Annotated in this window: 23 protein-coding genes and 2 riboswitches; of the genes, 19 read left to right on the top strand and 4 right to left on the bottom strand. The window is 41.2% G+C overall.

The genetic code is table 11. The features are described from left to right. Positions 1-67: 67 nt before the first annotated feature. The 3 genes from IEV91_RS02175 to IEV91_RS02165 form a co-directional block, all read right to left on the bottom strand. Positions 68-2,053 carry a S9 family peptidase gene (locus IEV91_RS02175; RefSeq protein ID WP_188495622.1) on the bottom strand — a complete coding sequence of 662 codons (1,986 nt, stop codon included), beginning with the start codon at positions 2,051-2,053 and terminating at the stop codon, positions 68-70. Between the two features lie 253 nt (positions 2,054-2,306). Beyond that, entirely contained in the window at positions 2,307-2,639 is a 333-nt protein-coding gene (locus tag IEV91_RS02170; RefSeq protein ID WP_188495620.1) for a spore coat protein, read from the bottom strand. Next, positions 2,639-2,932 (bottom strand): ferritin-like domain-containing protein, encoded by a 294-nt coding sequence (locus tag IEV91_RS02165; RefSeq protein ID WP_188495618.1) that lies wholly within the window; start codon positions 2,930-2,932, stop codon positions 2,639-2,641. Before IEV91_RS02165 ends, IEV91_RS02170 begins: the two co-directional genes overlap by 1 nt. 467 nt (positions 2,933-3,399) lie before the next feature. Here IEV91_RS02165 and IEV91_RS02160 point away from each other — a divergent pair, with 467 nt between their 5' ends. The 18 genes from IEV91_RS02160 to sufB all read left to right on the top strand — a co-directional run bounded on the left by IEV91_RS02160 (position 3,400) and on the right by sufB (position 23,104). Next, positions 3,400-5,784 carry a 3-hydroxyacyl-CoA dehydrogenase/enoyl-CoA hydratase family protein gene (locus tag IEV91_RS02160; RefSeq protein WP_188495616.1) on the top strand — a complete coding sequence of 795 codons (2,385 nt, stop codon included), beginning with the start codon at positions 3,400-3,402 and terminating at the stop codon, positions 5,782-5,784. A gap of 16 nt (positions 5,785-5,800) precedes the next feature. Then, on the top strand, positions 5,801-6,973 hold the full coding sequence (locus IEV91_RS02155; RefSeq protein WP_188495614.1) for an acetyl-CoA C-acetyltransferase: 1,173 nt from the start codon (positions 5,801-5,803) through the stop codon (positions 6,971-6,973). A gap of 51 nt (positions 6,974-7,024) precedes the next feature. Beyond that, positions 7,025-8,806, top strand: coding sequence for an acyl-CoA dehydrogenase FadE (locus IEV91_RS02150; protein ID WP_188495612.1), 1,782 nt, complete (start codon positions 7,025-7,027; stop codon positions 8,804-8,806). 241 nt (positions 8,807-9,047) lie between these two features. Next, entirely contained in the window at positions 9,048-9,332 is a 285-nt protein-coding gene (locus IEV91_RS02145; RefSeq protein WP_188495610.1) for a hypothetical protein, read from the top strand. Between the two features lie 24 nt (positions 9,333-9,356). Beyond that, positions 9,357-9,716, top strand: a complete 360-nt coding sequence (locus tag IEV91_RS02140) for an arsenate reductase family protein (RefSeq protein WP_188495608.1) — start codon at positions 9,357-9,359, stop codon at positions 9,714-9,716. Positions 9,717-9,785: 69 nt separating this feature from the next. Beyond that, positions 9,786-10,181 carry a glycine cleavage system protein GcvH gene (gene gcvH, locus IEV91_RS02135; RefSeq protein ID WP_188495607.1) on the top strand — a complete coding sequence of 132 codons (396 nt, stop codon included), beginning with the start codon at positions 9,786-9,788 and terminating at the stop codon, positions 10,179-10,181. Between the two features lie 1,005 nt (positions 10,182-11,186). Next, the gene (locus IEV91_RS02130) at positions 11,187-11,498 is read left to right on the top strand and encodes a thioredoxin family protein (RefSeq protein WP_188495605.1); all 312 of its coding nucleotides are present in this window, start codon (positions 11,187-11,189) and stop codon (positions 11,496-11,498) included. Positions 11,499-11,765: 267 nt separating this feature from the next. Further along, positions 11,766-12,509, top strand: a complete 744-nt coding sequence (sigI, locus tag IEV91_RS02125; RefSeq protein WP_229745363.1) for an RNA polymerase sigma-I factor — start codon at positions 11,766-11,768, stop codon at positions 12,507-12,509. Between the two features lie 70 nt (positions 12,510-12,579). Continuing rightward, positions 12,580-13,479 (top strand): anti-sigma-I factor RsgI family protein, encoded by a 900-nt coding sequence (locus IEV91_RS02120; protein WP_188495602.1) that lies wholly within the window; start codon positions 12,580-12,582, stop codon positions 13,477-13,479. A gap of 132 nt (positions 13,480-13,611) precedes the next feature. Next, positions 13,612-13,962, top strand: coding sequence for an SCP2 sterol-binding domain-containing protein (locus IEV91_RS02115; RefSeq protein WP_188495600.1), 351 nt, complete (start codon positions 13,612-13,614; stop codon positions 13,960-13,962). A 94-nt stretch (positions 13,963-14,056) separates the two neighbouring features. After that, a riboswitch (SAM riboswitch) is annotated at positions 14,057-14,163 on the top strand. Positions 14,164-14,300: 137 nt separating this feature from the next. Next, a riboswitch (SAM riboswitch) is annotated at positions 14,301-14,408 on the top strand. A gap of 234 nt (positions 14,409-14,642) precedes the next feature. Then, on the top strand, positions 14,643-15,941 hold the full coding sequence (locus IEV91_RS02110; protein WP_188495598.1) for an O-acetylhomoserine aminocarboxypropyltransferase/cysteine synthase family protein: 1,299 nt from the start codon (positions 14,643-14,645) through the stop codon (positions 15,939-15,941). Between the two features lie 33 nt (positions 15,942-15,974). After that, entirely contained in the window at positions 15,975-16,964 is a 990-nt protein-coding gene (locus tag IEV91_RS02105; RefSeq protein WP_188495596.1) for a homoserine dehydrogenase, read from the top strand. Between the two features lie 511 nt (positions 16,965-17,475). Beyond that, positions 17,476-17,634, top strand: a complete 159-nt coding sequence (locus IEV91_RS02100) for a YuzK family famiily protein (protein WP_188495925.1) — start codon at positions 17,476-17,478, stop codon at positions 17,632-17,634. Positions 17,635-17,841: 207 nt separating this feature from the next. Further along, entirely contained in the window at positions 17,842-18,627 is a 786-nt protein-coding gene (gene sufC / locus IEV91_RS02095; RefSeq protein ID WP_188495593.1) for a Fe-S cluster assembly ATPase SufC, read from the top strand. A 12-nt stretch (positions 18,628-18,639) separates the two neighbouring features. After that, positions 18,640-19,950 (top strand): Fe-S cluster assembly protein SufD, encoded by a 1,311-nt coding sequence (gene sufD, locus IEV91_RS02090; protein WP_188495591.1) that lies wholly within the window; start codon positions 18,640-18,642, stop codon positions 19,948-19,950. Continuing rightward, on the top strand, positions 19,950-21,170 hold the full coding sequence (locus IEV91_RS02085; protein ID WP_188495589.1) for a cysteine desulfurase: 1,221 nt from the start codon (positions 19,950-19,952) through the stop codon (positions 21,168-21,170). Before sufD ends, IEV91_RS02085 begins: the two co-directional genes overlap by 1 nt. Further along, complete coding sequence (gene sufU, locus IEV91_RS02080) at positions 21,160-21,600, top strand: Fe-S cluster assembly sulfur transfer protein SufU (RefSeq protein ID WP_188495587.1); 441 nt, start codon at positions 21,160-21,162, stop codon at positions 21,598-21,600. The genes IEV91_RS02085 and sufU overlap by 11 nt, the downstream gene beginning before the upstream one ends. 106 nt (positions 21,601-21,706) lie before the next feature. Beyond that, complete coding sequence (gene sufB, locus IEV91_RS02075; RefSeq protein WP_188495585.1) at positions 21,707-23,104, top strand: Fe-S cluster assembly protein SufB; 1,398 nt, start codon at positions 21,707-21,709, stop codon at positions 23,102-23,104. A gap of 658 nt (positions 23,105-23,762) precedes the next feature. Here the strand turns inward: sufB and IEV91_RS21590 are convergent. After that, complete coding sequence (locus IEV91_RS21590; protein WP_229745362.1) at positions 23,763-24,095, bottom strand: hypothetical protein; 333 nt, start codon at positions 24,093-24,095, stop codon at positions 23,763-23,765. Positions 24,096-24,202: 107 nt separating this feature from the next. On the opposite strand from IEV91_RS21590, the gene IEV91_RS02065 reads away from it, so the two are divergent. Next, positions 24,203-24,646, top strand: coding sequence for an NUDIX domain-containing protein (locus tag IEV91_RS02065; protein ID WP_188495583.1), 444 nt, complete (start codon positions 24,203-24,205; stop codon positions 24,644-24,646). Positions 24,647-24,708: the final 62 nt, after the last annotated feature.

The following is a 24,708-nucleotide window of genomic DNA, read 5'->3' as shown; positions in this document are numbered from 1 at the left end:
CATTTTAATGCCAACTGAATGAGGATTGGGCATGCTTTTCGCCCGGTTTTTCTTAATGACTACTATATTATTTATTCTTTTTTGAATTGTAACGGTTAAACCAATCGATGATTTCACTTAATCGGGTTAAACGATTTTTAGGTTTTCCAGATCGAGACAGTTCATGATTTTCTCCTTTAAACCGGACAAAGCGGGTATCGACACCCAAGCGACGGAGTGCAACATACCATTGCTCGGCTTGCTCGATCGGACACCTTAAATCCTCTTCACTATGAATAATACATGTTGGCGTTGTTACATTTCGAGCATGGCGAATAGGTGAAACCTCTAAAACTGCATCCTCATCTTTCCAAAGATCTGCCTCGCCCAATTGTCCTTTTGCAAAAAAATACCCGATATCACTTGTGCCGAAGAAGCTGTACATATTACTAATACAGCGCTGAGTCACTGCCGCTTTAAAACGGTTCGTACACGTAATAATGGTATTTGTCATGAAGCCACCATAGCTTCCTCCTGTGACATATTGACGTTCTGGATCAAGCTGTTGATAATGCTTTAAGGCGTAGTCAAGACCTAGGAGAATATCCTCTTGATCCTTTTTACCCCAGTCTCCGATGCACGCAGCGGTAAAAGCTCTTCCATAACCTTGGCTACCTCGGGGATTGGTATAGACGACAGCATAGCCCTCAGCTGCAATACATTGAAATTCATGATGAAAAGCATTGCCGTATGCCGTGTGTGGCCCTCCATGAATTTGAAGCACAACAGGAATACTCGCTTTGGTCTTTGGACTGTGAGGAGGGAGCAGAATCCAACCTTCAATTTCCCAACCCTCTGCCCCTGTATAGGAAAAATGTTCAGGCTGAGCAAGTAAAAGGGATTCGAGAAGTTTCTGATTATGATCAGTTAATGGGGTTGTTTTTTCTTCTGAAAACAAGTAGATGTCGCCAGGAGACAAGGGTGTCGCTTTGACAAAAGTGATCCTCTCCTTGTTCTGATCGAAGGAAGTGATCACACTATTTTCTGGTGATAAGACATCACTGACCTCACCTTTTAAGTTGACCTGCTTTAAAAAACAATTTCCGCCAACTGTTGTTATAAAGGTGAGCGCTTGACTGTCATCATTCCACTTATATTCATAGCCATCATCAAAGCTAGCATCGGCACCGACATAATTTCCTACAGGCCGATCCCAATGACGCGTCAGTTGCAGGGGAGAGGCAGTTGGGGTGTCTAAAGGTAAGACCCAAAGCCCGGTATTATCAGGACTGATTTCGCCGCCCTCATGCCCACAAAAGGCTAGCCATTTGCCATCGGGTGATACGCTGGGATCATAAACAGAGCCTTTTCCTTTATAGAGTAAGACTTCTTCATTTGTCATTAGGTTCAATTGATAAATATCATTAAAATAGCCCTGTAATTCAGGGGCTTCTCGTGATTTTAGGAAAATGATTGCATCTCCACGTGGCGTAAAGCAAGGGGATTTGGCGTTGTATTGTCCCGAAGTTAAGGCCGTTGTTTCCTGTGTTTCTAAATCAAAAAGCACGAGGTGAGTGTAGGTTTTTATAAAACCACTTCCATTCGCCATATATCTGAGACGATCGATGACCACGACGTCCTCGTTAGTCTCTTCAATAGCGTCCTTTTCTGAAACACTGATCTCACAGACCAATTGCTTCCCCTTTGGCGAAAGGACAAAACCATTCACGCCTTCATCAAATGCGGTCATTTGTTGTGCTTCTCCACCTGACATCGGTATACACCAAACTTGTTGTTTTTCAGTACGGTTAGAGAGAAAATAGATCCATTTTCCATCATGGTTCCAAATAGGGGAGTGTTCTTTTATCAGTTTTCCATCAGTATGGTAAGTAGTCAATGGTGTAGGACGCTCGTTTGGCTGGATATGCCAGAGGGCTGATTCATAACCATTAAGGTCTGTATTCGTTTGCGTTAATGTATAAACAACATGTTCACCATTAGGGGCAAGCGAAGGTGTACTTACAAATTGTAATTGCGTTAAATCATTGGGTGTGATAAGTCTTTGATCTCCCACTTTTATCTTCCTCCTGCAAAAAAAATTGAATATGTACAAGGGATAGGATAAAACCCTTTCCTTTCTATATTTCGATACTCGAAGGAACAATACCTGCTAAATGGCTAAGGAAGTCGTGGGAAAACTTGGCTAACGCCAAGCTTAATGCGATAAGCCAAAGTTGCCCTTATAAAGTCCTCCATTAAGTTATACTTTTGTCGTTTAAAAAAACGCATGGAAGCCTAACCTTCCACACGTTTTATGTCTCGTACTGTTATTGAATCGCCCCTTGATTTGGGAATTGATTGTTAGCATATTGAGAGAATTTTTGATAACTCTGTTGAAGCTTTTGAACATCTTCACCCTCAATGCCATACCAACCTTTTTGGAACATAAGGTTATACATGTCACGTTGGCATTTTTCAGTTTCCTGAAATATGGTCGATAAATCCTGATACAAGGCCTGATGGCTCATCTCGTGGAGAGCAACGGCATAAGACGTGGTTAAATACTTCTCTGTCATAAGACAATCATTGATAAAGTCGCGGTCATTCATCTGAGGCGTTTTCGGTACGCTTGTACTTGGATTTTGAATTTTAGATGCCATTATTGCATGCCTCCCATTTGATTCGTTTGCGCCGGTTGCTGGGTGGTTTGCAAATGCTGTTGAATATGATTGAGCAACGTTTGATAATGCCGTTGGTGCATTTGAGCCATTTGGGTAATGGCGCGTTGAATATCAGGATCTTGGACATTTTGTGCAAAAAAGTGAGCCTTTTTAATGGCATTTAAATTCCAAGATAACATGTCTTCAAGATATAAGTGATCCTTAGTAGAAATGATCGCTGGCGGTTGTGGCATGTAAGCCTGCTGGCCTTGTGCTTGCTGCTGCTGGTTCATCTCAATGTTCCCCCTTTGTTGGTGAAAAGCAAAAATCGCTTCAATAGTTAATGTGAGCTGAGAGAAGGAAAGTATGCAAGGAATATTAGTCCATTAAGAGCATAATACTGATATGGAGAGGGTTGAAGCCTTAAGTTAATTAAAACGACAAAGGGCAACCTTTTGTGGAAAACCTTTTATGCACAGCACAACTAAGGCTTTTAGCGACAACCTTGGTGTGTGAACACGAAGGTACTAAATATCATCCGTGAGTCGGCGGCGCTAAGGAAGACACTGAGTATAAGTGTTCCGAATCTGACGTTTTTCACTCCAATCCACTTGTTGGAAAGGACATATTTCATCCGGATTTTCTTATCTGGACTAAAGATTATTCTGCAAAAGGATTGCGAACATTAAAAACTTATATTATACTTAAAAAAGAAATGAATGAGTATTCATTCAAGTTTCACCAGAGGAGGTTTTAAAGCATGAAGCGTATACGCAAGGCAGCGGTCATTGGCTCTGGGGTCATGGGTTCGTCTATTGCGGCTCATCTTGTCAACGTCGGGATTCCCACAACGTTACTTGATATTGTGCCTAACGAAGTCACTGCTGCCGAAAAGGCTAAAGGTTTAACACTCCAAGATAAAGCTGTTCGAAATCGTATTGTTAATCAATCCTTAAAAAGTTTAACAAAGCAGAAGCCTGCTGCTCTTACGGTAAAAGAGAATATAGATCTCATTACAGTAGGCAATTTAGAAGATGATCTTGAGGCTTTAAATGAAGTGGATTGGATCATTGAGGTTGTAGTTGAGAACCTAGAGGTTAAGAAGAAAGTGTTTGAAAAGGTGGATGCGCATAGGAAACCGGGAACTATTGTGAGCTCAAATACTTCAGGAATTTCTATTCATGATATGTCTGCAGATTGCTCTGATGATTTTAAAGCTCATTTTTTAGGTACCCACTTCTTTAATCCACCACGTTACTTAAAGCTTCTCGAAATTATCCCAACGGAATATACAAAAAATGATGTTGTTGAATACATGAAAACATTTGGCGAAGATGTACTAGGTAAAGGTGTTGTTGTTTGTAAGGATACACCTAATTTTATTGCCAATCGTATCGGTACTTACGGACTTCAAGTCACTGTCGAAGAAATGATAAAAGGTGGCTTTACCATTGGAGAAATAGACTCAGTATCTGGCCCTTTAATTGGTCGACCAAAGAGTGCGACTTTTAGAACACTGGATGTTGTTGGGTTAGACACCTTCGTTCATGTTGCTAATAACGTGCGCGAGCAGGTCTCAGATGAGAGTGAAAAAGCTGTATTCGAAATCCCTGATTTTATCCAAACAATGGTGGAAAAAGGCTGGATAGGCAGTAAGGCAAAGCAAGGCTTTTATTTGAAAAAGGGAAAAGACATTTTACAGTTAAATTATCAAACGCTGGAATACGAACCTCGAAACAAGTTGCAGGCGCCCTCTATGCTACAAGCCAAACAATTAAAATCAACGCGCCAAAAAATTAAAGCGCTTGCATACTCCGGTGACCAAGCTGGAGAGATATTGTGGCCGATATTCAAGCGCGTGTTCCTTTATGCGGCAGAGAAGTATAAGGAAATTGCCGATCGAATTTATGACATTGATTTAGCGATGAAATGGGGGTTTGGTTGGGAGTTAGGTCCTTTTGAAACATGGGATGCGCTTGGACTTGAGACGTCTGTTGAGCGTATGAAAAAAGAGGGCGAGGCGATTCCCGACTGGATTGAAGAGATGCTGGCTGCAGGTCATACTTCTTTTTATAAGGAAGAAAGTGGTGGTCTCGCTTATTATGCGGAGGGGAAATATCTTCAGATTCTGCCACATCCAAAAACGATCAATCTCAAATTATTAAAAAGGCAAGACCGTGTCATTATGAAAAATGCGGGGGCAAGTTTGATAGATATTGGGGATGATGTGGCTTGTTTAGAATTCACTTCCCCTAATAATGCTTTAGGATTAGATGTCCTGCAAATGATTCAAAAATCGATTGAAGAAGTAGAAAAAAATTACAAAGGTCTTGTCATTGGGAACCAAGGGAAAAACTTTTGCGTGGGTGCCAATATAGCCTTAATGTTAATGGAAGCACAAGATGATAACTTCTTTGAACTCGATATGGTTGTCCGCCAATTTCATAAGACAATGATGCAATTGAAATATGCTGAGCGGCCGGTGGTTGTTGCGCCTTTTAGTATGGCTCTTGGTGGTGGTGTTGAAGTCAGTATTCCTGCCAGTGGTATTCAAGCCTCGATGGAAACCTATATGGGATTTGTCGAATTTGGCGTCGGTTTAATTCCTGGCGGCGGCGGTAACAAAGAGCTTTACTTCAGATATCTGGATCGTATTCCTGAAGGGGTATCTGTTGACCTTACAAAAATCACAAATCAAGTCTTCGAATTAATTGCGACAGCCAAAGTGTCAACGTCTGGTGAAGAGGCAAAAAAACTGGGCTTTTTACGACCGCAGGACGGGATATCTGTTAACGGTGATCATCTCATTCATGACGCCAAACAACGCGTGCTTAACATGTTTTCAGAAGGCTACACGCCGCCTATCCCACGGAAATTTCCAGTTTCAGGAGAAGCGGGCTATGCTGCAATGATTATGGGGGTTGAAGCGATGAGACTCTCGGGTTATGCTTCTGATCATGATGTGAAGATTGCCAAAAAACTGGCTACGGTTTTATCCGGAGGAAACGTACCACAAGGGACATTGATTACTGAGCAATATATGTTGGATCTCGAACGTGAAGCGTTTTTAAGTCTGTTAGGCGAACCCAAAACTCAGGCAAGAATGCAACATATGTTGATGAAAGGAAAACCATTACGCAATTAAAAGGGGTGAAGGAGAGATGAAGGAAGCTGTGATCGTGGCTGGGGCAAGGACGCCGGTCGGAAAGGCCAATAAAGGAAGTCTAGCAACTGTTCGCCCTGATGACTTGGGAGCCATTGCTGTTAAAGAGACGCTCAGACGCTCAGGATATGAGGGGTCTATTGATGACCTCATTATTGGGTGTGCGATGCCAGAGGCGGAGCAAGGATTGAATGTGGCACGGCAGATTGGGGCTTTAGCCGGATTGCCTGAGACAACGCCCGCTGTGACAATCAACCGTTATTGTTCATCGGGTCTACAAACCATTGCCTACGCTGCTGAACGCATAATGCTCGGGGCCTCTGAAGCTATCATTGCTGGTGGGGTAGAAAGCATGAGTTTAGTTCCCATGGGAGGGCATGTGATTAAGCCGAATAAAACGTTGGCAGAGACAGCCCCAGAATATTATATAGGCATGGGACACACAGCTGAAGCAGTAGCGAACAAATACAAGATTTCACGTGAAGAACAAGATGCTTTTGCTTTGAGAAGTCATCAAAGGGCGGCAAGAGCGCTTGATGAAAATAAATTTGTCGAGGAGATCGTCCCTGTGGAGGTCACTCAAGCATGGATAGATGAGGATAACCTACGGCAAGAAAAAACGTTCACCTTTGAGCATGATGAAGGGGTAAGACGGGATACTTCACTTGAAGCACTAGCAAAACTTCGACCTGCCTTTCATATCAAAGGGTCAGTGACGGCTGGGAATTCTTCGCAAACTTCCGATGGGGGGGCGGCGGTTTTAGTCATGGAGAGAGAAAAGGCTGAGAGTGAAGGACTACAACCGCTGGCAAAGTTCCGTTCTTTCGCAGTGACGGGAGTCCCACCAGAAATTATGGGAATCGGTCCAGTTGAAGCAGTGCCTAAGGCTCTTCGACAAGCGGGCCTTTCCATTAAAGACATCGGACTCGTGGAATTAAACGAAGCCTTTGCCTCTCAATCCATTCAGGTCATCAGAGCACTTGAGCTCGATGAAGACATCGTCAACGTGAATGGTGGTGCCATTGCTCTTGGTCATCCTTTAGGCTGTACGGGCACGAAATTAACATTATCTTGTATCTATGAAGCTAAAAGGCGTGGCGTTCAATTTGGTCTTGTCACCATGTGTATTGGTGGTGGGATGGGCGCAGCAGGGGTTTTTGAAATCCTTTAATGCATTTTTTTAAGAGTGTTCAGCAATTAAAAATAAATGGAGGGTTGAAACATGGGGAAGACAACACAAGAAATCAAAGGGGGTTCCTTCTTAGTTGAAGAGATCACCGCTGATCAGATCTTTGTGCCTGAGGATATGAGTGATGAACAAAAATTAATGGCAAAGACAGCAGATGACTTTGTCAGAAAAGAGGTAATGCCACATTTAGAAACACTTGAAAAGCAGGATTTAGAACTGACGACGAAACTTCTTAAACAAGCGGGAGACCTGGGGCTATTAGGCGCAGATGTTCCTGAAGCGTATGGCGGGATTGGCTTGGACAAAGTCACCTCTGGACTCATTACTGAAAAGTTTGCGCCTTCACGCTCCTTCTCTTTGAGCTTTGGGGCTCACGTTGGGATCGGTTCACTGCCTATTGTTCTTTTTGGAACAGAAGAACAAAAGCATAAATACTTACCAAGTTTAGCCACAGGTGAAAAATTCGCCGCATATGCGCTTACTGAACCGGGATCGGGTTCGGATGCACTTGGTGCAAAAACAACAGCGAAGCTCAATGAAGCAGGCACACATTATATTTTAAATGGTCAAAAACAATGGATCACGAATTCTGGATTTGCTCATGTCTTTGTTGTCTACGCAAAAGTGGATGGTGAAAAGTTTACTGCATTTATTGTGGAGAGTACTTATGATGGGGTGACAACAGGACCAGAAGAAAAGAAAATGGGGATTAAGGCCTCTTCGACACGGACCCTCATTCTAGAGGATGTCGCTGTTCCAAAAGAGAATGTATTAGGTGAGATTGGTAAAGGTCATAAAATTGCCTTTAATATTCTAAACATTGGTCGTTATAAGCTAGCAGTTGGTTGTGTTGGTGGGTGTAAAGAAGCGGTGACGGTTTCCGTTCGTTACGCCAATGAGCGGCAGCAATTTAAGCGACCAATTTCAAGCTTTGCCCTAATACAAAATAAACTCGCGAATATGGCTATAAAAGCTTACGCAACAGAAAGCTCCGTCTATCGAACAGTGGGGATGTTTGCTGATCGCATGGATCACTTCACTGAGGAAGATGAGAAGGATGGCGCTAAAGTAGCGCAAACGATTGCTGAGTATGCTATCGAGTGCTCACTTAATAAAGTCTTTGCTTCAGAAGCATTGGATTATATTGCTGATGAGGCCGTCCAAATTCATGGTGGCTATGGGTACATGTCTGAATATGCTGTTGAGACCATGTACCGTGATTCACGTATAAATCGTATCTTTGAAGGAACGAATGAAATTAATCGCCTCCTAGTGCCTTCGCAGCTTCTCAGAAAAGCGATGAAAGGAGAACTTCCACTTCTTCAAAAGGCACAAACGCTTCAAGAAGAATTAATGATGCTTATGCCAGAGGAACCGGGAAGTGAACCGCTTGAGCAAGAAAAATACTTGCTTAAAAATGCTAAGAAAATCTTTTTAATGGCGGCTGGACTTGGCGTTCAAAAATTTGGTACTGCTCTCGAAAATGAACAAGAATTGCTAGCCAATGTTGCTGATATTGTGGGTCAAATCTATGCTATGGAATCTGTCATTTTACGCACTGAAAAAGCAATAGCTCAATCAGGTGTTGATAAGAGTCACCATAAACTATTGATGACCCAGGTTTTCGTGCAAGAGGCTTTCCAAACGATTGAAACGTTAGCGAAGGAATCTTTGATTGCTGTAGAAGAGGGCGATCAATTGAGAATGTTGTTATCAGCTTTAAAGAAACTGACGCGTTTTACCCCAGTTAACGTTATCGCTAAAAAGCGTGATATTGCAGGGGTTTTGATTGAAGCTAACGCCTATGTCGGCTAATAAAATCTCATTTCACTGACACGTTTTAAACATCACATTCCTTAATTAGGATCCACACGATGCTGTGGATCTTTTTTTTGCTTTGGGGCTATAACTTTGCTACCCGCGGAGAACACTGAGAAGGAACTTGATTTTTTCGGGAATTCCAATAGGTGACAATATGGATGAAATATTTTATTAAAGAATTGTCGTTTTTTTTGGTATACTATGTTTATTAATGAGTTGTTATGGAGGCGATAATTTGGCAAAGGTTCTAAAAGAGATCCAATTAGGTGACTTCACAATAACATTGAAGGAGGATGACCAAGGACAATACACTGCTCGACTCACTTCTGGGAGTTCTGGAGGACTTTTAGAAATTGAAAAGCTTAGTGATGACTCTTTACGGATTCGTGATCTTGATATCGGAAGTGCAGAAGTATTAACGGAGCATTTGGCTTTAATGCTTGTTCTTATAAAAGCAGATCAAAACCTTACCGATGAAATACATAAAATCTATAAAAATCGTGAGGAATTAAAGGGCTAATAAGCGAGAAAAGGAGAGTAGAACATGAGTTTAACGTTTTATGGCTATTCGGGGTGCGGAACCTGTAGGAAAGCGAAGAAGTGGTTGGATGAACATTCTATAGAGTATCATGAAGTCCCCATCGTTGAGTCTCCACCGAGTAAAGTGGAGTTACAAAAGTTACATGAAATAAGCGGCTTGCCTATTAAAAAATTTTTTAACACAAGTGGAAGACGTTATAGAGATTTAGGAATGAAGGAGAAAATGGAGACTTCCTCTCTTGATGAACTCTTAGATTGGTTGGCTTCAGATGGGATGCTTATCAAACGCCCGATTGTGACTGATAATGATAAAAAGGTGACCGTCGGTTTTAAAGAAGATATTTTTCAAAAGACATGGCTTTAGTGTCTTGCTAGAAAGCTAATAACTCGATATGATGAAGAGGAAGTTATTCATCACGGAGGGAGTATGGAAATGAACGTGCTAAATGTACCAAAGGATCTACGCTATTCAGAAGAACATGAGTGGGTAAAAACAGAAGGCCAGACCGTCAAGATTGGAATCACAGATTTTGCTCAGGACGAACTAGGGGATATTGTTTTCGTTGAACTTCCTGAAGTCGGAGATGACATTGAAGCAGATGCTGCTTTTGGTAGCGTAGAATCTGTAAAGACGGTGTCCGAACTTTATGCTCCGATTAGTGGTAAGGTTGTTGCAGTTAACGAGGAATTAGAGGATTCACCTGAATTCGTCAATGAATCTCCCTATGAAAAAGCGTGGATGATTGAGATTGAACCTAATGATCTCGGTGATGTTGAAAAGTTATTATCTCCTGAAGATTACGAAAAAGTCATTAATGAAGAAGACTAGGTAAAAGCCTTCCCTTGTGGAAGGTTTTTTTAAAGGTCTGAAGGTATAAATTTTTGGTCATCAGGACAGTGCGGACTTCCGCTCCAGAGCGCTCGCTTTCCTCATGCCCACACGACTAAGGATAGCTGCTAAGAGAATCATCCTCGCAGAAAAATCGTATTTTTACGATTTTTAGATGTGGGTAGGGTCGACGTTCGACGCACCATCGGGGTCCCCGAAAAGTGCTCTTTACTTTTTGGGGTGGTAATCGGGGTCCCCGAAAAGTGCTCTTTACTTTTTGGGGTGCTTGAGGTGCTAGCTTCGACGTTGTCACACCGATGTGACGGCTTTAGTCGAAGTTCCTTAATGACGTGACGTTTTTAGCCGATCGTTCCTTAGTGGCCACAGTTCATTTTGGAATGGTTAATCTGTGTGTTCCAAAGTATTTATGATTAAAAGTCACCTGTTCCTGTGTCTGCTCGTATCGCTTCGTCGTCAGCTTTCTCGGAACACCTCGACGTTTACTCGTGAAGTCACGATGGCCCCGTTCCCGAAGGACTCAAGTTTAGGCATCCGTGAGTCAGCGGCGCTGAGGAACACACTCTGTATAAGTGTTCCGAATCTCGCGCCTTCCGTTCCGATCAACAGGGCTGCTGCCGGTGCCTTTTGGGATTAAAATCTTATTCAGTGTTTTAATAAGGAAGGGGCATGCTTTTCGCCCAGTTTTTCTTAGCCGACGGCTTCTTATGTGCAAGCGCAACGCTCTCTTGTGAGTTTCTCCTTTGATTGGTATGTGTGCGCCTTCTCGTTATGTCGCAATCTATATCAATAGCAAAAAATGATCCGGATGAAGCTTTTTTAAAGCTTGAAAGCAGACTGAGGAAGGAATGAAAAAGTTTTTTGAGAAAAGGCGAATTTTAGAGCAATCTCAAAAAGCCCGAAGTGGATTAGGGGAAATAAAAAGTCAAGGATGCTACAATTGTTACAAAAGGATAACTTCACATTTCTAAAGCAGAGGTGATTTTTTTGGACGAATTAGCCATCGAGGCCTATAAAACGAATAAACCTAAAGGCACTCATGTCCTCTTTTTTAAGACCCCATTTTGTGGGACTTGCCAGCTCGCCGAACAACTTTTAACGTTAACATTGGAAACAATGAACGGAAAAGCGTTGCCTACTTTTATTTGTAGAGCAGAGGAATGGCAGGCGTACATTGAGGAATGGCAGGTTGAGAGTGTACCTTGCTTGGTTTTTATAAAGGATGGACACGTGATGCAAAAGCTTTATGCTTTTGAATCTGTAACAAAACTTTATGAGCTCTATAAAAAGTATGAATAGTTATAATAAATAAAGTAGAGAGTGAGCCAAGCTTCGGTTTGAAAGAAAAAAATGAGAGAGGCTTAGTATTACTTTATAACAATTATTACAAGAGTTTAAAGCCAATCTTCTTTTTGTCATTAAACTGTATACTTGTTAACGCGCAAACAGTGGTATAAAGAAAGACATAGAGAAAAAAGATCCAGGGGAAAAGACATTATACGGATCACAAAAAGGAATCTTTATTATTATCCTTTCAAGCTTTTAATAATGAGAGGTGAAACCACTGTGCAAACAATAACAAAGACAAAAATGCCAGCAGTAACGCTTGAAGAGAGAATACAATTAATTCAAATTGGTGATGAACATTTAAGAGATAAAATCATCAAGGTTTATCAGCCATTTATAAAAAAGGTTGTTTCTAAGGTCTGTAATCGATTTATTGACCATTCAATGGATGAATATAGTATTGGCTTATTTGCCTTTAATGAGGCGATTAATCAATATAAAACCGGGCAAGGAAGCAAATTTTTGACCTTTGCAGATATGGTGATTCGGAGACGAATCATTGATTATATTCGGAAAGAGTCACGACGAAACAAAGCGATTCATCTTGTGCATACAGAGATCGAAGACGACACACAACAAGAGGAAAGCTTTATTGAACAAAAAGCAGCAATTGAATATTTTGAAGAGCAAAAACAAATTACAGAACGCCTTGAACAGATTGAGGCTTATGAAGAAATGTTAAAGGACTATGGGATCACCTTTAAGAGTTTGAGTAAGCATTGTCCTAAGCATATTGATGCCAGGGAAAATGCTAAAAAAATTGCCAATATCCTTGTTTCAAATCAGGCATTAGTCAGCTATTTAAAGGAAAAAAAGCAACTTCCCATCAAAGAATTATTACAATATGTCTCCTGTAGTCGTAAAACCATAGAGAGAAATCGAAAGTATATAATAGCCTTATCACTTATATATCTTGGTGGTTTTTATGCCTTGCAACCATATGTTGAGCCCGAAACCTTCTAAGGGGCAATATGGTTGGGGCAAACCCCTTAGTATGGTAAGGTAATGACATACATAAGTGGGGGGGAGCGCATTGACCCGCGGCATTATTATCTCAAAAAAGAAGCAAAAGGCAGTCGTTTTAACAGAAGATGGCTGTTTTCATTCCGTTCGACTAAAAAAAGCTGCAGTTAATTTGAAGGTAGGTCAACATATTTCAAGTGCCCATTTTCACCCCAATTTATTGTCTATAAGACGTTTTCCTGTCCTTATTATGTATAGCGTCCTTCTCTTGGCCATCATTCTTCTTGTCCTTCAGCTTTATTTCAATAATAAAGTTGTAGCCTATGTAAGTTATGATGTCGATCCAGGGCTAGAGGCAAGCATTAATAGGCATATGAAGGTGCTTTCTGTTGAACCCCTAAATGATGAGGCTAAAGCCCTTCTTAAGAGTGAGGATATGGAGGCACATCCCTCAATAGAGACTTTTACAGATAAGGTGATTGATTCGCTGATTCAGCAGGGATATGTCGATCGTGATGGAGAGATCGTCATGAGTACAGTTGTGACCGATAAGGTGAAAAAACAAGAGCACAGTCATTTTGAAAGTCAATTGACTGATGTTCTAAATCGAACGCAAAAGGAGCAGTTACTACGTGAGAGGAATACTCATTTTGCCATCCTTCATGCTTCAGAGGAAAGTCGAAACATTGCTCGGAAATACGGATTAACAGTAGGAAAGTATATGCTTTATCAAACTTTATTCGGGAACTCGACAGAATTTACGCTTGATCAAGTGAAGGAAATGACCATCGGAGAAATGAGAAATATGGCTCAAAGTATAGCGGAAACGGACCCAGAACCCGAAGCTTCAGAATCTAACGATGAAGAAACATCAAGTCAAGAACCTCAACCTAAGACGGCAACCCCATTTGCTACCCATGATATTAATGATTCACGAGATCTCAATATTGAATCCGAGTCTTTACGTTAATAAAAAACAAAAAAATTACTTATTTACAGTAAAATAAACTTTTATGTATAAACTAAAGGAAGACAATAAAAATAAGAGTGAGTGGCTTTCACATTAAAAGCAGATCTAAGTAATTCCAAATGGGGTGACTAAATGTTAAAAGAGGCTTCAAAACAATTTGCAGATACTTTGACAAAAAAGGCAGTATTACAGCCATTGTATAAAAATCGTAATATTGTAGTGGAGATCAAAGATAACGAAGAACAGACATGGCTTTGTTTTAAAAATGGTACTTGTGAGGTCTCCGATGTTAAACCAGAGGTGGTTGACATCAGTGTTTATGGACCAAGTCAATTTGTAGAGTCCCTCATGAATGGCAGTGAGCGGTTAATGTTATTGGAATCTGAAGGGAACTTAAATATTGATGGCAATCTTCATCATTTATTAGCTCTTGAGTCCTTGTTTTTATTGACTGGCCAACAATCAAGTTTAGTGAAACATTAGGAAAAAAGATTGAAATTATCTTTAACATCTGTTGACAATAAGAAATTGGTTTGCTATAGTTTCACATATAATAAATTGAATTTTAAGTGTGTTTGACTTATCCAGAGAGGTGGAGGGACTGGCCCTGTGAAACCCGGCAACCCCCGAGAGGTATTTCGGAAAGGTGCTAAATCCTGCAAGCGGTAGCTTGGTAGATAAGAGGTGCATATCAGGTATCTCCCTCTGTCTATCAGAGGTTTTTTTATTTTAAGCCGAGTGTTGACCTCATCTATTCGCCAGCATACATATAGGCTTATTAAGCATGGGGAAACATTCAATTCCAATTCCATAAAAGTTTTCTCTTATCTTGAGAGGTGGAGGGACTGGCCCGATGAAGCCCAGCAACCCCGAATGAGCGTATTCGGAAAGGTGCTAATTCCTACAGGTAAAAGCCTGGAAGATAAGAGTGGTTTAAGCCCTCTCTTATCAGAAAATAGAGAGTTTTTTTATATCGTCAAAATGTATCATTTTATGGAGGCTTTATAAGTGTAGCTTAGGCTATCGCCATTAAGGCTTGGCGATAGCCAAATTTTCTTATGTCTCTTTTCACAAAACAAATCGAAGTCTCAGAATGAGGGAGACGTATACGCTGAGTTTTTATAATATTGCTTTTTAAAAAATTTTTAGGGAGAGTGATAAGAATGGCGCAATTAGAAAACCTTGGCTTAGAAACGTTAGCAGTTCACGGAGGGCAAGAACCTGATCCGACGACAGGTTCAAGAGCTGTCCCCATTTATCAGACATCTTCTTATACTTTTAGAGACACTGATCATGCTCAGGCTCTTTTCGCTCTAGAAGAACCAGGAAATATTTATACTCGAATTATGAATCCAACAACCGACGTTTTGGAAAAAAGAATAGCCCTACTTGAAAAAGGGGTTGGGGCACTCGCCTTGTCTTCAGGAATGGCTGCGATTACCTTATCTATCTTAAATATTGCGGGGGCGGGTGATCATATTGTCGCGGCTACAGATCTTTATGGCGGAACCTATAATTTGTTCTCTGCCACTCTCCCCAATTATGGCATTGAGGTGACTTTTGTTGATGCCACAGATCCTGAAAACTTTAAAGAAGCTATACAGCCCAATACGAAAGCTTTATATGGAGAGATTATTGGTAATCCGAGCTTAAATGTCCTTGATATCGAGAGGGTAGCTGACATTGCGCATCAGGCCGGCCTTCCTCTAATCGTGGATAGCACCTTTGCTACGCCATATGTTTGCCGTCCTATCGAATGGGGAGCAGATATTGTGATTCACTCTGCAACAAAGTGGATTGGAGGACACGGAAGCTCTATTGGTGGCCTCGTTATTGATGGTGGTCAGTTTGATTGGAACAGCGAAAAATTCCCTGGCTTTACTGAGCCAGATGAAAGCTACCATGGGATACGCTATGCTCAAGACATTGGAGCTGCAGCCTTTATAACCAAACTTCGCGTACAACTTCTTAGAGACATTGGCGCGAGTTTAAGCCCGTTTAATGCTTTCTTGCTTTTACAAGGACTGGAAACTTTGCATTTAAGAATGCCTGCTCATAATAAGAATGCTGAAAAAATTGTTGAATTTCTTGTCAGTCATCCTCAGGTTGATTGGGTGTCCCATCCGAGTCTGGAGAGCCATCCTTCTCATGCGTTAGCCGAAAAATATTTTGATGATGCATATGGTTCAATTGTCATTTTTGGGATAAAAGGCGGGCGTGAAGCAGGGCGGAAGGTTATTGATGCCGTTTCCTTATGGTCCCATCTTGCTAACGTTGGGGATGCCAAATCACTCATCATCCATCCTGCCTCTACCACTCATCAACAGCTAAATGCTGAGGATTTGAAAAAAACAGGGGTCACCGAAGACCTTGTACGGTTATCGGTTGGTATTGAATCCGTAGAGGACCTTATTCGTGATTTGAATCAAGCCTTCGAGCAAAATGTAGTTTTAAATGGTTAATTTTTTATAGAGAGAAAAGGTAGGAGGTTCGAAATGACACTTAATGTCGCGTTAATCGGATTTGGAACAGTAGGCTCTGCGGTTTATCGGCTCATTCATACCCGCCGTGAAGCATTCAAGAAGCTTATTGGTCAGGAAATTCGTATTACTGATATTGTGATAAAAGATAAAAATAAGAAACGAGAGATTGATAGTTTTACACGAATAACAACGCAAATTGATCAGGTGCTTTCAAATCCAGAAATAGACGTGGTCATTGAAGCCATTGTTGGAGTGGAGCCTGCTTTTTCTTATCTATCTAAAGCATTGGAGAAAGGTCTCCCAGTCATAACAGCGAATAAAGTTCTATTTGCTCAAAAGGGAGACTTATTAAAAAAGTTAGCAGGGAAGAACGCGACAACGGTTGGTTATGAAGCTACTGTTGCTGGTGGTATTCCAATCATGAGGACACTCATCGACCTACTGCATGTGAATCGCATTTCTAAGGTTGAAGGGGTTTTAAACGGTACAGCCAATTTCATTTTGAGTGATATGCGGACGGAGAGTCATTCATTTGAGGAAGCCCTTGCCTTGGCGCAATCGCTTGGGTACGCGGAGGCAGATCCTTCAAATGATATTCTTGGGACAGATGCCTTTTATAAGTTGATGATTCTCTGTCAAACGATATTCGGTCAAACCCCTGCATGGTCAGAGGTTCCCGTTACAGGCATTCATTCTATTAGCGCTGTTGATATTGAAGTCGAAGCCCTTCGAGGCAATCGTTACAAGTTAATTGCTGAAGCTACACTAAATGATGACGGCGAAGTTGAGGCCAGTGTCAAACCACAATTAATTGATAATGAACATCCGCTTTATGGGGTAGAAGGCGTCGATAATGCGGTAACACTGCACACAGACCTTCTGGGCACACTTACATTAAAGGGACCTGGGGCTGGAGGAAACGCTACGGCCAGTGCCGTATTCAGTGACTTAGTAAAATGCACGGAATTCCTTTCGATTTCGAAAGTGAAGGCCCCTGTGTAAGTCTTTTTTATCCGTTTAGGTTTAAAGGGTAGGGCTGGGTCAAGAAGTGAGTAATAAAATTTGAACGACAATCCTAAGGTATTAATTACGGGATGGTCGTTCTTTTTTTATCAGAAATGATAACGAAAGAGTGGAGCCGATTGAGAATCATTGGCTGTCGTTTTGGTCCAGGTTCTTTTTAAACACTCTTTATCCCACATCAATCTTGAGGGGATTGCAAATTCAACCCTCTTCGTAGGAATGAAAAGCGTGAAAAAAAGAGAAACTAGATTTAGTAGTTAGGCAAAACGAGGACACTTTAATCCTTTAATGAGCATAAGTGGTTAAATGAGAGCAAGTTGGCGGTATTTCTTATCTAATAACAGTATGAAAACTCAAGGAACATTTATGGCTGTATTTTGGTTTTTATAAGTCTTTATGCGAATTGTTAAACAATCTGCCACGTGGTATCCTTTCTAATGTGATAAATATGAAAGGGATGGTACTTATCTATAACCATAGGATGATCCGAATGCAACATACCCATGAAATGGAAAAGGCATTGCAACAAAGTCATGGCATGAGTTATGCTGAATATCAACAGAATCTTGACTTGCGGATCAAAGTGGAAGAGTCACGTGAAAAGAGTTATCAAATAAGTACAGCAATCGCAAATGAAGCCAATCGTTAACAGCCGTCATAGGAGTTTTTAATTTTTGAAAACCAGTTCCTTATTTGAGGACTGGTTTTTCTATTAGTGAACAGGAAACAGCGATTGAAATCGAGAAAGGTTCTGGCTTGATTTGAAGTTAGTATTAGATTAGAATGATACTAGACTGAGAATTGTCTTCAAGATAAACGATACACTAGAGAACATATGAAAAATGGAGGTTATAGCATGTCTACACCGACTCTTAAGATTGAGAATCTTCACGTTGCAATTGAAGGTAAAGAAATCGTAAAAGGTTTCAACCTCGAAATAAATGGCGGTGAAATCCACGCGGTCATGGGACCAAACGGTACGGGGAAATCCACACTCGCTTCTGCTCTTATGGGGCATCCTAAGTACGAAATCACAGAGGGAACAGTGCTCTTTGAAGGACAAGACCTCTTAGAAATGGAAGTTGATGAAAGAGCGCGTGCAGGTCTATTTTTAGCGATGCAATATCCAAGTGAAATCAGTGGGGTAACGAATGCCGATTTCTTACGTACAGCGATTAATGCTCGCCGTGAAGAAGGCGACGAAATTCCATTGATGAAGTTTATTAAAACACTTGATAAAAAAATGGAAACTTTAGATATGGGTGAAGAATTTGCTCAACGCTATCTTAATGAAGGTTTTTCTGGCGGTGAGAAAAAGCGGAATGAAATTCTTCAATTGATGATGTTAGAACCAAAACTCGCTGTATTAGATGAGATTGATTCTGGTCTTGATATTGACGCTTTGAAAGTCGTAGCTAAGGGTGTTAATGAAATGCGATCACCTCATTTTGGCTGCTTAATCATTACCCACTATCAAAGAATGTTAAATTACATTAAACCTGATAAAGTCCATGTTATGATGCAAGGACGTATTGTCAAATCAGGCGGTCCTGAGCTTGCAGAAAGACTTGAGGCTGAAGGTTACGATGGACTTAAAAAAGAATTGGGTATTGAAGACGAAACGGTCAATCAAGAAGCGTAAGGAGGGATAACTATGGCAACGGAAATACAAGGGGCAAATTACGATGCCAACTACATCGCAGAATTTTCCAAACGTCGTAATGAGCCTGAATGGTTTACTGATTTAAGGAAAAAAGGTCTTGAACTTTCAGAATCGTTACCTATGCCACAACCTGAAAAAACGCGGATTGTTGGCTGGAATTTTACTGAATTTGAACATGAAGTTGATTATACTCCGATAACGTCACCAGAAGATTTGCCACAACATGTAAGTCGTTTAGTGGGTCAAGGTGAACAATCTGGAAACTTACTCGTCTTGCAAAACGGTAAGAATGCTTATACTCAGCTTTCTGAGGACTTAAAGAATAAGGGTGTTATTTTCACAGACCTAGAAACAGCGTTGAGAGAACATGGCGATTTAGTGAAAAAGTATTATTTCACAGAAGCGGCGGACTATGATACCGATCGTTTAACGGCATTACATGCAGCCCTTGTGAATAGTGGCGTGTTCCTTTACGTACCTAAAAATGTTGAAGTTGACGTCCCATTACAAGCATTATCCTGGCAGGAGAACCCTAATGCTGGCTTAATCAGTCATACCATTATTGTTGCTGATCAGGGGAGCTCGGTCACTTACGTTGAAAACTTCCTTTCTGATAAAAAAGATGGTCGAGCAGTGGCAAATATTATTGCTGAAATTTATGTTGGTGATAATGCGAAAGTTCAATTTGGTGCTGTTGATAACCTTGCAAAAGATGTGACGGCTTATGTCAATCGTCGGGGTTATGTTGGACGCCATGGCCAATTGGAATGGGCACTAGGCCAAATGAATGATGGCAATACGCTTTCTGAAACGTACACGGCGCTCGTTGGTGAAGGTGCGGTAACCAATACTAAGGCTGTAAGTATCGGTAATGGTGAGCAAAAGCAAAACTTTACCAACCACATTAAGCACTTTGGCAAATATACTGAGAGTGATATGCTCATTCATGGTGTTCAACGTGAAGGTGCGAGTGCAATTTTTAATGGTGTAACCAAGATTGAACATGGGGCTTCCAAGTCTGATGGTGAACAAACCCAACGTGTGCTCATGTTGAGTTCAGACGCTCGTGGCGATGCTAACCCTATTCTACTCATCGATGAAGATGATGTTGTTGCAGGACACGCCGCTTCGGTTGGGCGCATTGATCCTGTACAACTTTATTATCTCATGAGCCGCGGGATTTCTGAGCATGAAGCAGAACGCCTTGTCATTCATGGTTTCTTAGAGCCAGTTGTCTCACAGCTTCCAGTTGAAGGTGTCAAGCAACAATTGGTTGAGGTTATCGAAGGGAAAGTTAAGTAATGAGCATCTCAGCGATTCGCAGTCAGTTTCCGATACTTGATCAAGAGGTTAATGGTCATCCGCTTGTTTATTTAGATAGTGCGGCCACGTCTCAGAAGCCGATTGCGGTCATTGAGGCGATGGATCGCTATTATAGAGAATATAATTCAAACATTCATCGTGGTGTTCATACCCTTGGTACAAGAGCAACAGATGCCTTTGAAGGTGCTCGGGAAAAAATCCGTGCGTTTATCGGTGCGAAAAGCAGTAAAGAGATTATTTATACGCGGGGAACGACAGCTGCACTCAATCTAGTCGCACATAGTTATGCCCGTGCAAAACTTACTGAAGGCGATGAGATTGTCATTACCCCAATGGAGCACCATGCGAACTTAATCCCGTGGCAGCAAGCGGCAAAGGCTACAGGTGCTACCTTAAAGTATATTCCTTTACAAGAAGACGGAACCATACAGTTAGAAGCTGTTCGAGAAACAGTGACGGATCGAACGAAGATTGTGGCCATCGCCCATGTATCCAATGTTCTTGGGACGATCAATCCCGTAAAAGAAATAGCCGATATTGCACATGATAATGGCGCTATTATTGTTGTGGATGGCGCGCAAAGTACTCCCCACATGAAAGTGGATGTTCAGGACCTAAACGCAGACTTTTTTGCTTTCTCTGGTCATAAGATGTCAGGACCTACGGGAATCGGGGTTCTTTATGGAAAACAGAGCTTGTTAGAGAATATGGAGCCTCTTGAAACTGGTGGGGAAATGATTGATTTTGTCGATTACTATGATTCGACATGGAAAGAACTTCCATGGAAGTTCGAAGCAGGGACCATGCCTATCGCTGAATCGGTTGGACTTGCGGCAGCTATTGACTTTTTACAAGACATTGGTCTCGATGCGATTCATCAACATGAAACGGCACTTGCGACCTATGCTTTAGAAAGGCTCGAAACCATTGAAGGCATCCAAATTTATGGACCCCGTGATCGCGTGGGGTTAGTCACGTTTAATTTAGGTGACGTTCATCCACATGATGTCGCGACTGTCCTTGATGCTGAAGGTATTGCGGTTAGGGCGGGACATCACTGTGCTCAACCGTTAATGAAATGGTTGGGAGTATCCTCTACCGCTCGAGCAAGCTTTTATTTATACAATACAACTGACGAGATAGACGCACTTGTTGAGGGATTAAAGAAAACGAAGGAGTATTTTAGTGATGTCCTTTAATAACTTAGATCAGCTTTATCGGCAAGTGATTATGGATCATTATAAAAACCCTCGCAATAAGGGTCAACTGGATGTGGAAGATAAATTAACCATAGACATGAATAACCCCACTTGTGGTGACCGTATACAATTGCATTTACAAGTAGAAGATAATAAAATTGTCGATGCTAAGTTTACGGGTGAAGGGTGTTCGATTAGTTTGTCTTCGGCATCAATGATGACTGAAGCTGTCAAAGGGTTGTCGGTGGATAAAGCTTTGCATATGTCAGAGCTCTTTTCAGAAATGATTCAAGGCAATGATTACGAAGAAGAAGACCTTGATTTTGGTGATATTCAAGCCTTACAGGGTGTCTCTAAATTTCCAGCGCGCATCAAATGTGCTACTCTTGCTTGGAAGGCAATGGAAAAGGGAATTAAGGGAAATCAATAAGAAATCTAAGAAGTATAGATGAACATGTGTTAAACTAAGAAATAATGAGAATGTGCTCATTTTTAATCTTACAATCATCACCCATACCTAAAGGAGGGGATTTCTCGTGGCAAAGCAAATGCCGGAAATCGGTGATTACAAATATGGTTTTCATGACAAAGACGTTTCTGTTTATCGTGCGGAACGTGGATTAACGAAAGAAGTCGTTGAAGATATTTCAAGAAGAAAAAACGAACCTCAGTGGATGCTTGACTATCGTTTAAAGGCACTTGAACATTTTTACAAACGTCCAATGCCACAATGGGGCGGTAATTTAGATGATCTTAACTTTGATGACATTACCTATTATGTTAAGCCATCTGAGAAATCAGGGCGTACTTGGGATGAAGTCCCTGAAGAAATTAAGCGTACCTTTGATAAACTCGGTATTCCAGAAGCTGAGCAAAAATATTTAGCAGGGGTTTCGGCTCAATATGAATCTGAGGTTGTTTATCATAGTATGAAGAAAGACCTTGAAGAGATGGGGATTGTCTTTAAAGATACTGATTCTGCCCTTCGTGAAAATGAAGATCTCTTTAAGGAATACTTTGGTAAAGTGATTCCTTACTCTGATAATAAATTCGCTGCCTTGAACTCAGCGGTTTGGTCTGGTGGTTCCTTCATTTACGTTCCAAAAGGTATAAAGTGTGAAACACCACTTCAAGCTTATTTCCGGATTAACTCGGAGAATATGGGACAATTTGAAAGAACACTCATCGTTGTTGATGAAGGGGCTTCTGTCCATTATGTTGAAGGCTGTACAGCGCCTGTTTATACGACAAACTCACTACACAGTGCTGTTGTTGAAATCATTGTTAAGAAAGATGCTTATTGCCGTTACACAACCATCCAAAACTGGGCAAATAACGTATACAATCTTGTAACGAAACGTGCGGTTGCTGAAGAAAATGCAACGATGGAATGGATTGATGGAAATATCGGTTCAAAACTGACGATGAAATATCCTTCCATCTTGCTTAAAGGCGAAGGCGCTCGTGGAAATACGTTGTCTATCGCGATTGCAGGGAAAGGTCAGCACCAACATGCTGGGGCTAAAATGGAACACCTTGCGCCAAATACCTCATCCACAATCGTGTCAAAATCGATTTCACGTGGTGGCGGTAAGGTCACCTATCTTGGTAAAGTTCACTTTGGACGTAAAGCCTCTAACTCACGTTCAAACGTTGAGTGTGATACGTTGATTATGGATAATGAATCGACTTCCGATACGATTCCATACAATGAAATTAATAATGAAAATATTTCTCTTGAACACGAAGCGAAAGTATCCAAAGTGTCCGAAGAGCAATTGTTCTACCTCATGAGCCGTGGCGTTTCTGAGCAAGAAGCCACTGAAATGATCGTTATGGGCTTCATTGAGCCATTTACAAAAGAACTTCCAATGGAATATGCGGTCGAAATGAACCGTTTAATCAAGTTCGAAATGGAAGGGTCTATCGGTTAATTAAAACTATTGACATTACAATTAAATGAATAAAGGTCCTCAGCCCTAACGGCTGAGGGCTTTTTTTGTTTAAGACATGTTAATAATCAATGCGTGAATAATACATTGTAAGAGGTTTCTAGCTAAAAAGGAGACAGTGCTCTCGTTTTTCTCTAATTATCAAAAGAAAATAGCCCTATGCTTACGCAGAATTAGGGCTGTGCCAAAAAAACTGTGAGTCATTGATATGGAAATTATGAGATTGAAATTCACTTAAAAGGGTGATCTTCCCTTGGCCTTAGCTAAAGAACGTTTTTCTTTAATGGTCGGATCCTTGAAGCATAAACCTCTGAATGTCTTTATCAGGTGAAATTTGCGCAAAGTTAATCGCAATATGTTCTTTATGGAGATTCAACGGATGTCCCCCTTTTATATACTTGGTCCAGTTTCCTGAAAACAGCACTTTTTAGTCATGATAAATAAGATAACGCCAAATTTCGTGAGCTTTTCTTTATGAGTGCTCTTATCCAAGTGATTTTAGGCCTTTGACCATTGCAGATGATAGGATTCTGTCATAGGATAGTGTTAGTAACAGGGAATTATAAGGGAAGGAGAAGCAGGGGGCGTAGAGAGTGCCATCAGAAGAGATGACACTCTACTACTAGAGAAATATAGCTTTTTACCAGAACCAACCCGCGTTACCGAAGCCAGCGCCACCACCGAATCCTCCGGCACCGCCACCAAAACCGCCCGCTCCAGGACCGCCAGCACCTGTGTTACCAGTGCCTGCGTTGTCGGTATCGGCGACAACTGTTTCATAAGATTGTGGGTAGACATGGCGAGGCACATCTACTATATTCTGACGGTTAACGTGTACAATGGGATGAACGTAGGTGACCACTCGCGGGATATAAGTGTCATGAACAATGGTTTGAGGGTCACAATAAATTGTTTCATTTTCAGGACAGTGATTTTGACAGTTGTTACAAGAAGGGTCGTTGTGATTACTCATATGAATTCACCTCCTTTTACAATAGTAGATGCTCTGACAAGAAAAAATGAAACGGACAAGTAACTAAAATAATTAAACTGATGCATGCTAAGGAGGAGGAAGGATGGATGGAAAACTGTAATGTAAAATTAGCAGCGGGTGTGATTATACAAAAGCAAGACAAGCTTCTGATTGTAAGAGATAGAAAACGTTGGGGGCTTCCTAAAGGTGGTCATGAGTTAGGCGAAACGTTAAAAGAGACTGCACGTAGAGAGGCAAAAGAAGAAACGGGGCTAGAGGTAAGCGTAAAGGATCTTGCTTTTATCACTGAGTTTCATAAGGAGGATTGGGGTCATTATTTACAATTATATTTTTATGCGGAGGTAGTTGGTGGGGCCCTTCGTGTCGATGACCCCGATGGAGACATCCTTGAAGTTCAGTATATTTCTAGCAATGAGATACTTTCATACATATCCTTTCGTCCGATTGCTGTCCCTCTGTCCTTCATCAAGGCTAAGGAAAGCAGAAGCCATTATATCTTCAATCTTGATCAAGAGCCTCTAGAATTATAGCTGAAGGACTTTACCAGCCCCTTACTCATATTTTACAGTGTCATGAGACATAATGTGTGTAA

Source organism: Pullulanibacillus pueri (assembly GCF_014639255.1).
Taxonomy (GTDB): Bacteria; Bacillota; Bacilli; order Bacillales; family Sporolactobacillaceae; genus Pullulanibacillus; species Pullulanibacillus pueri.
The sequence above is the reverse complement of the archived record's forward strand: the minus strand, read 5'-3'. Positions and strand labels throughout refer to the sequence as shown.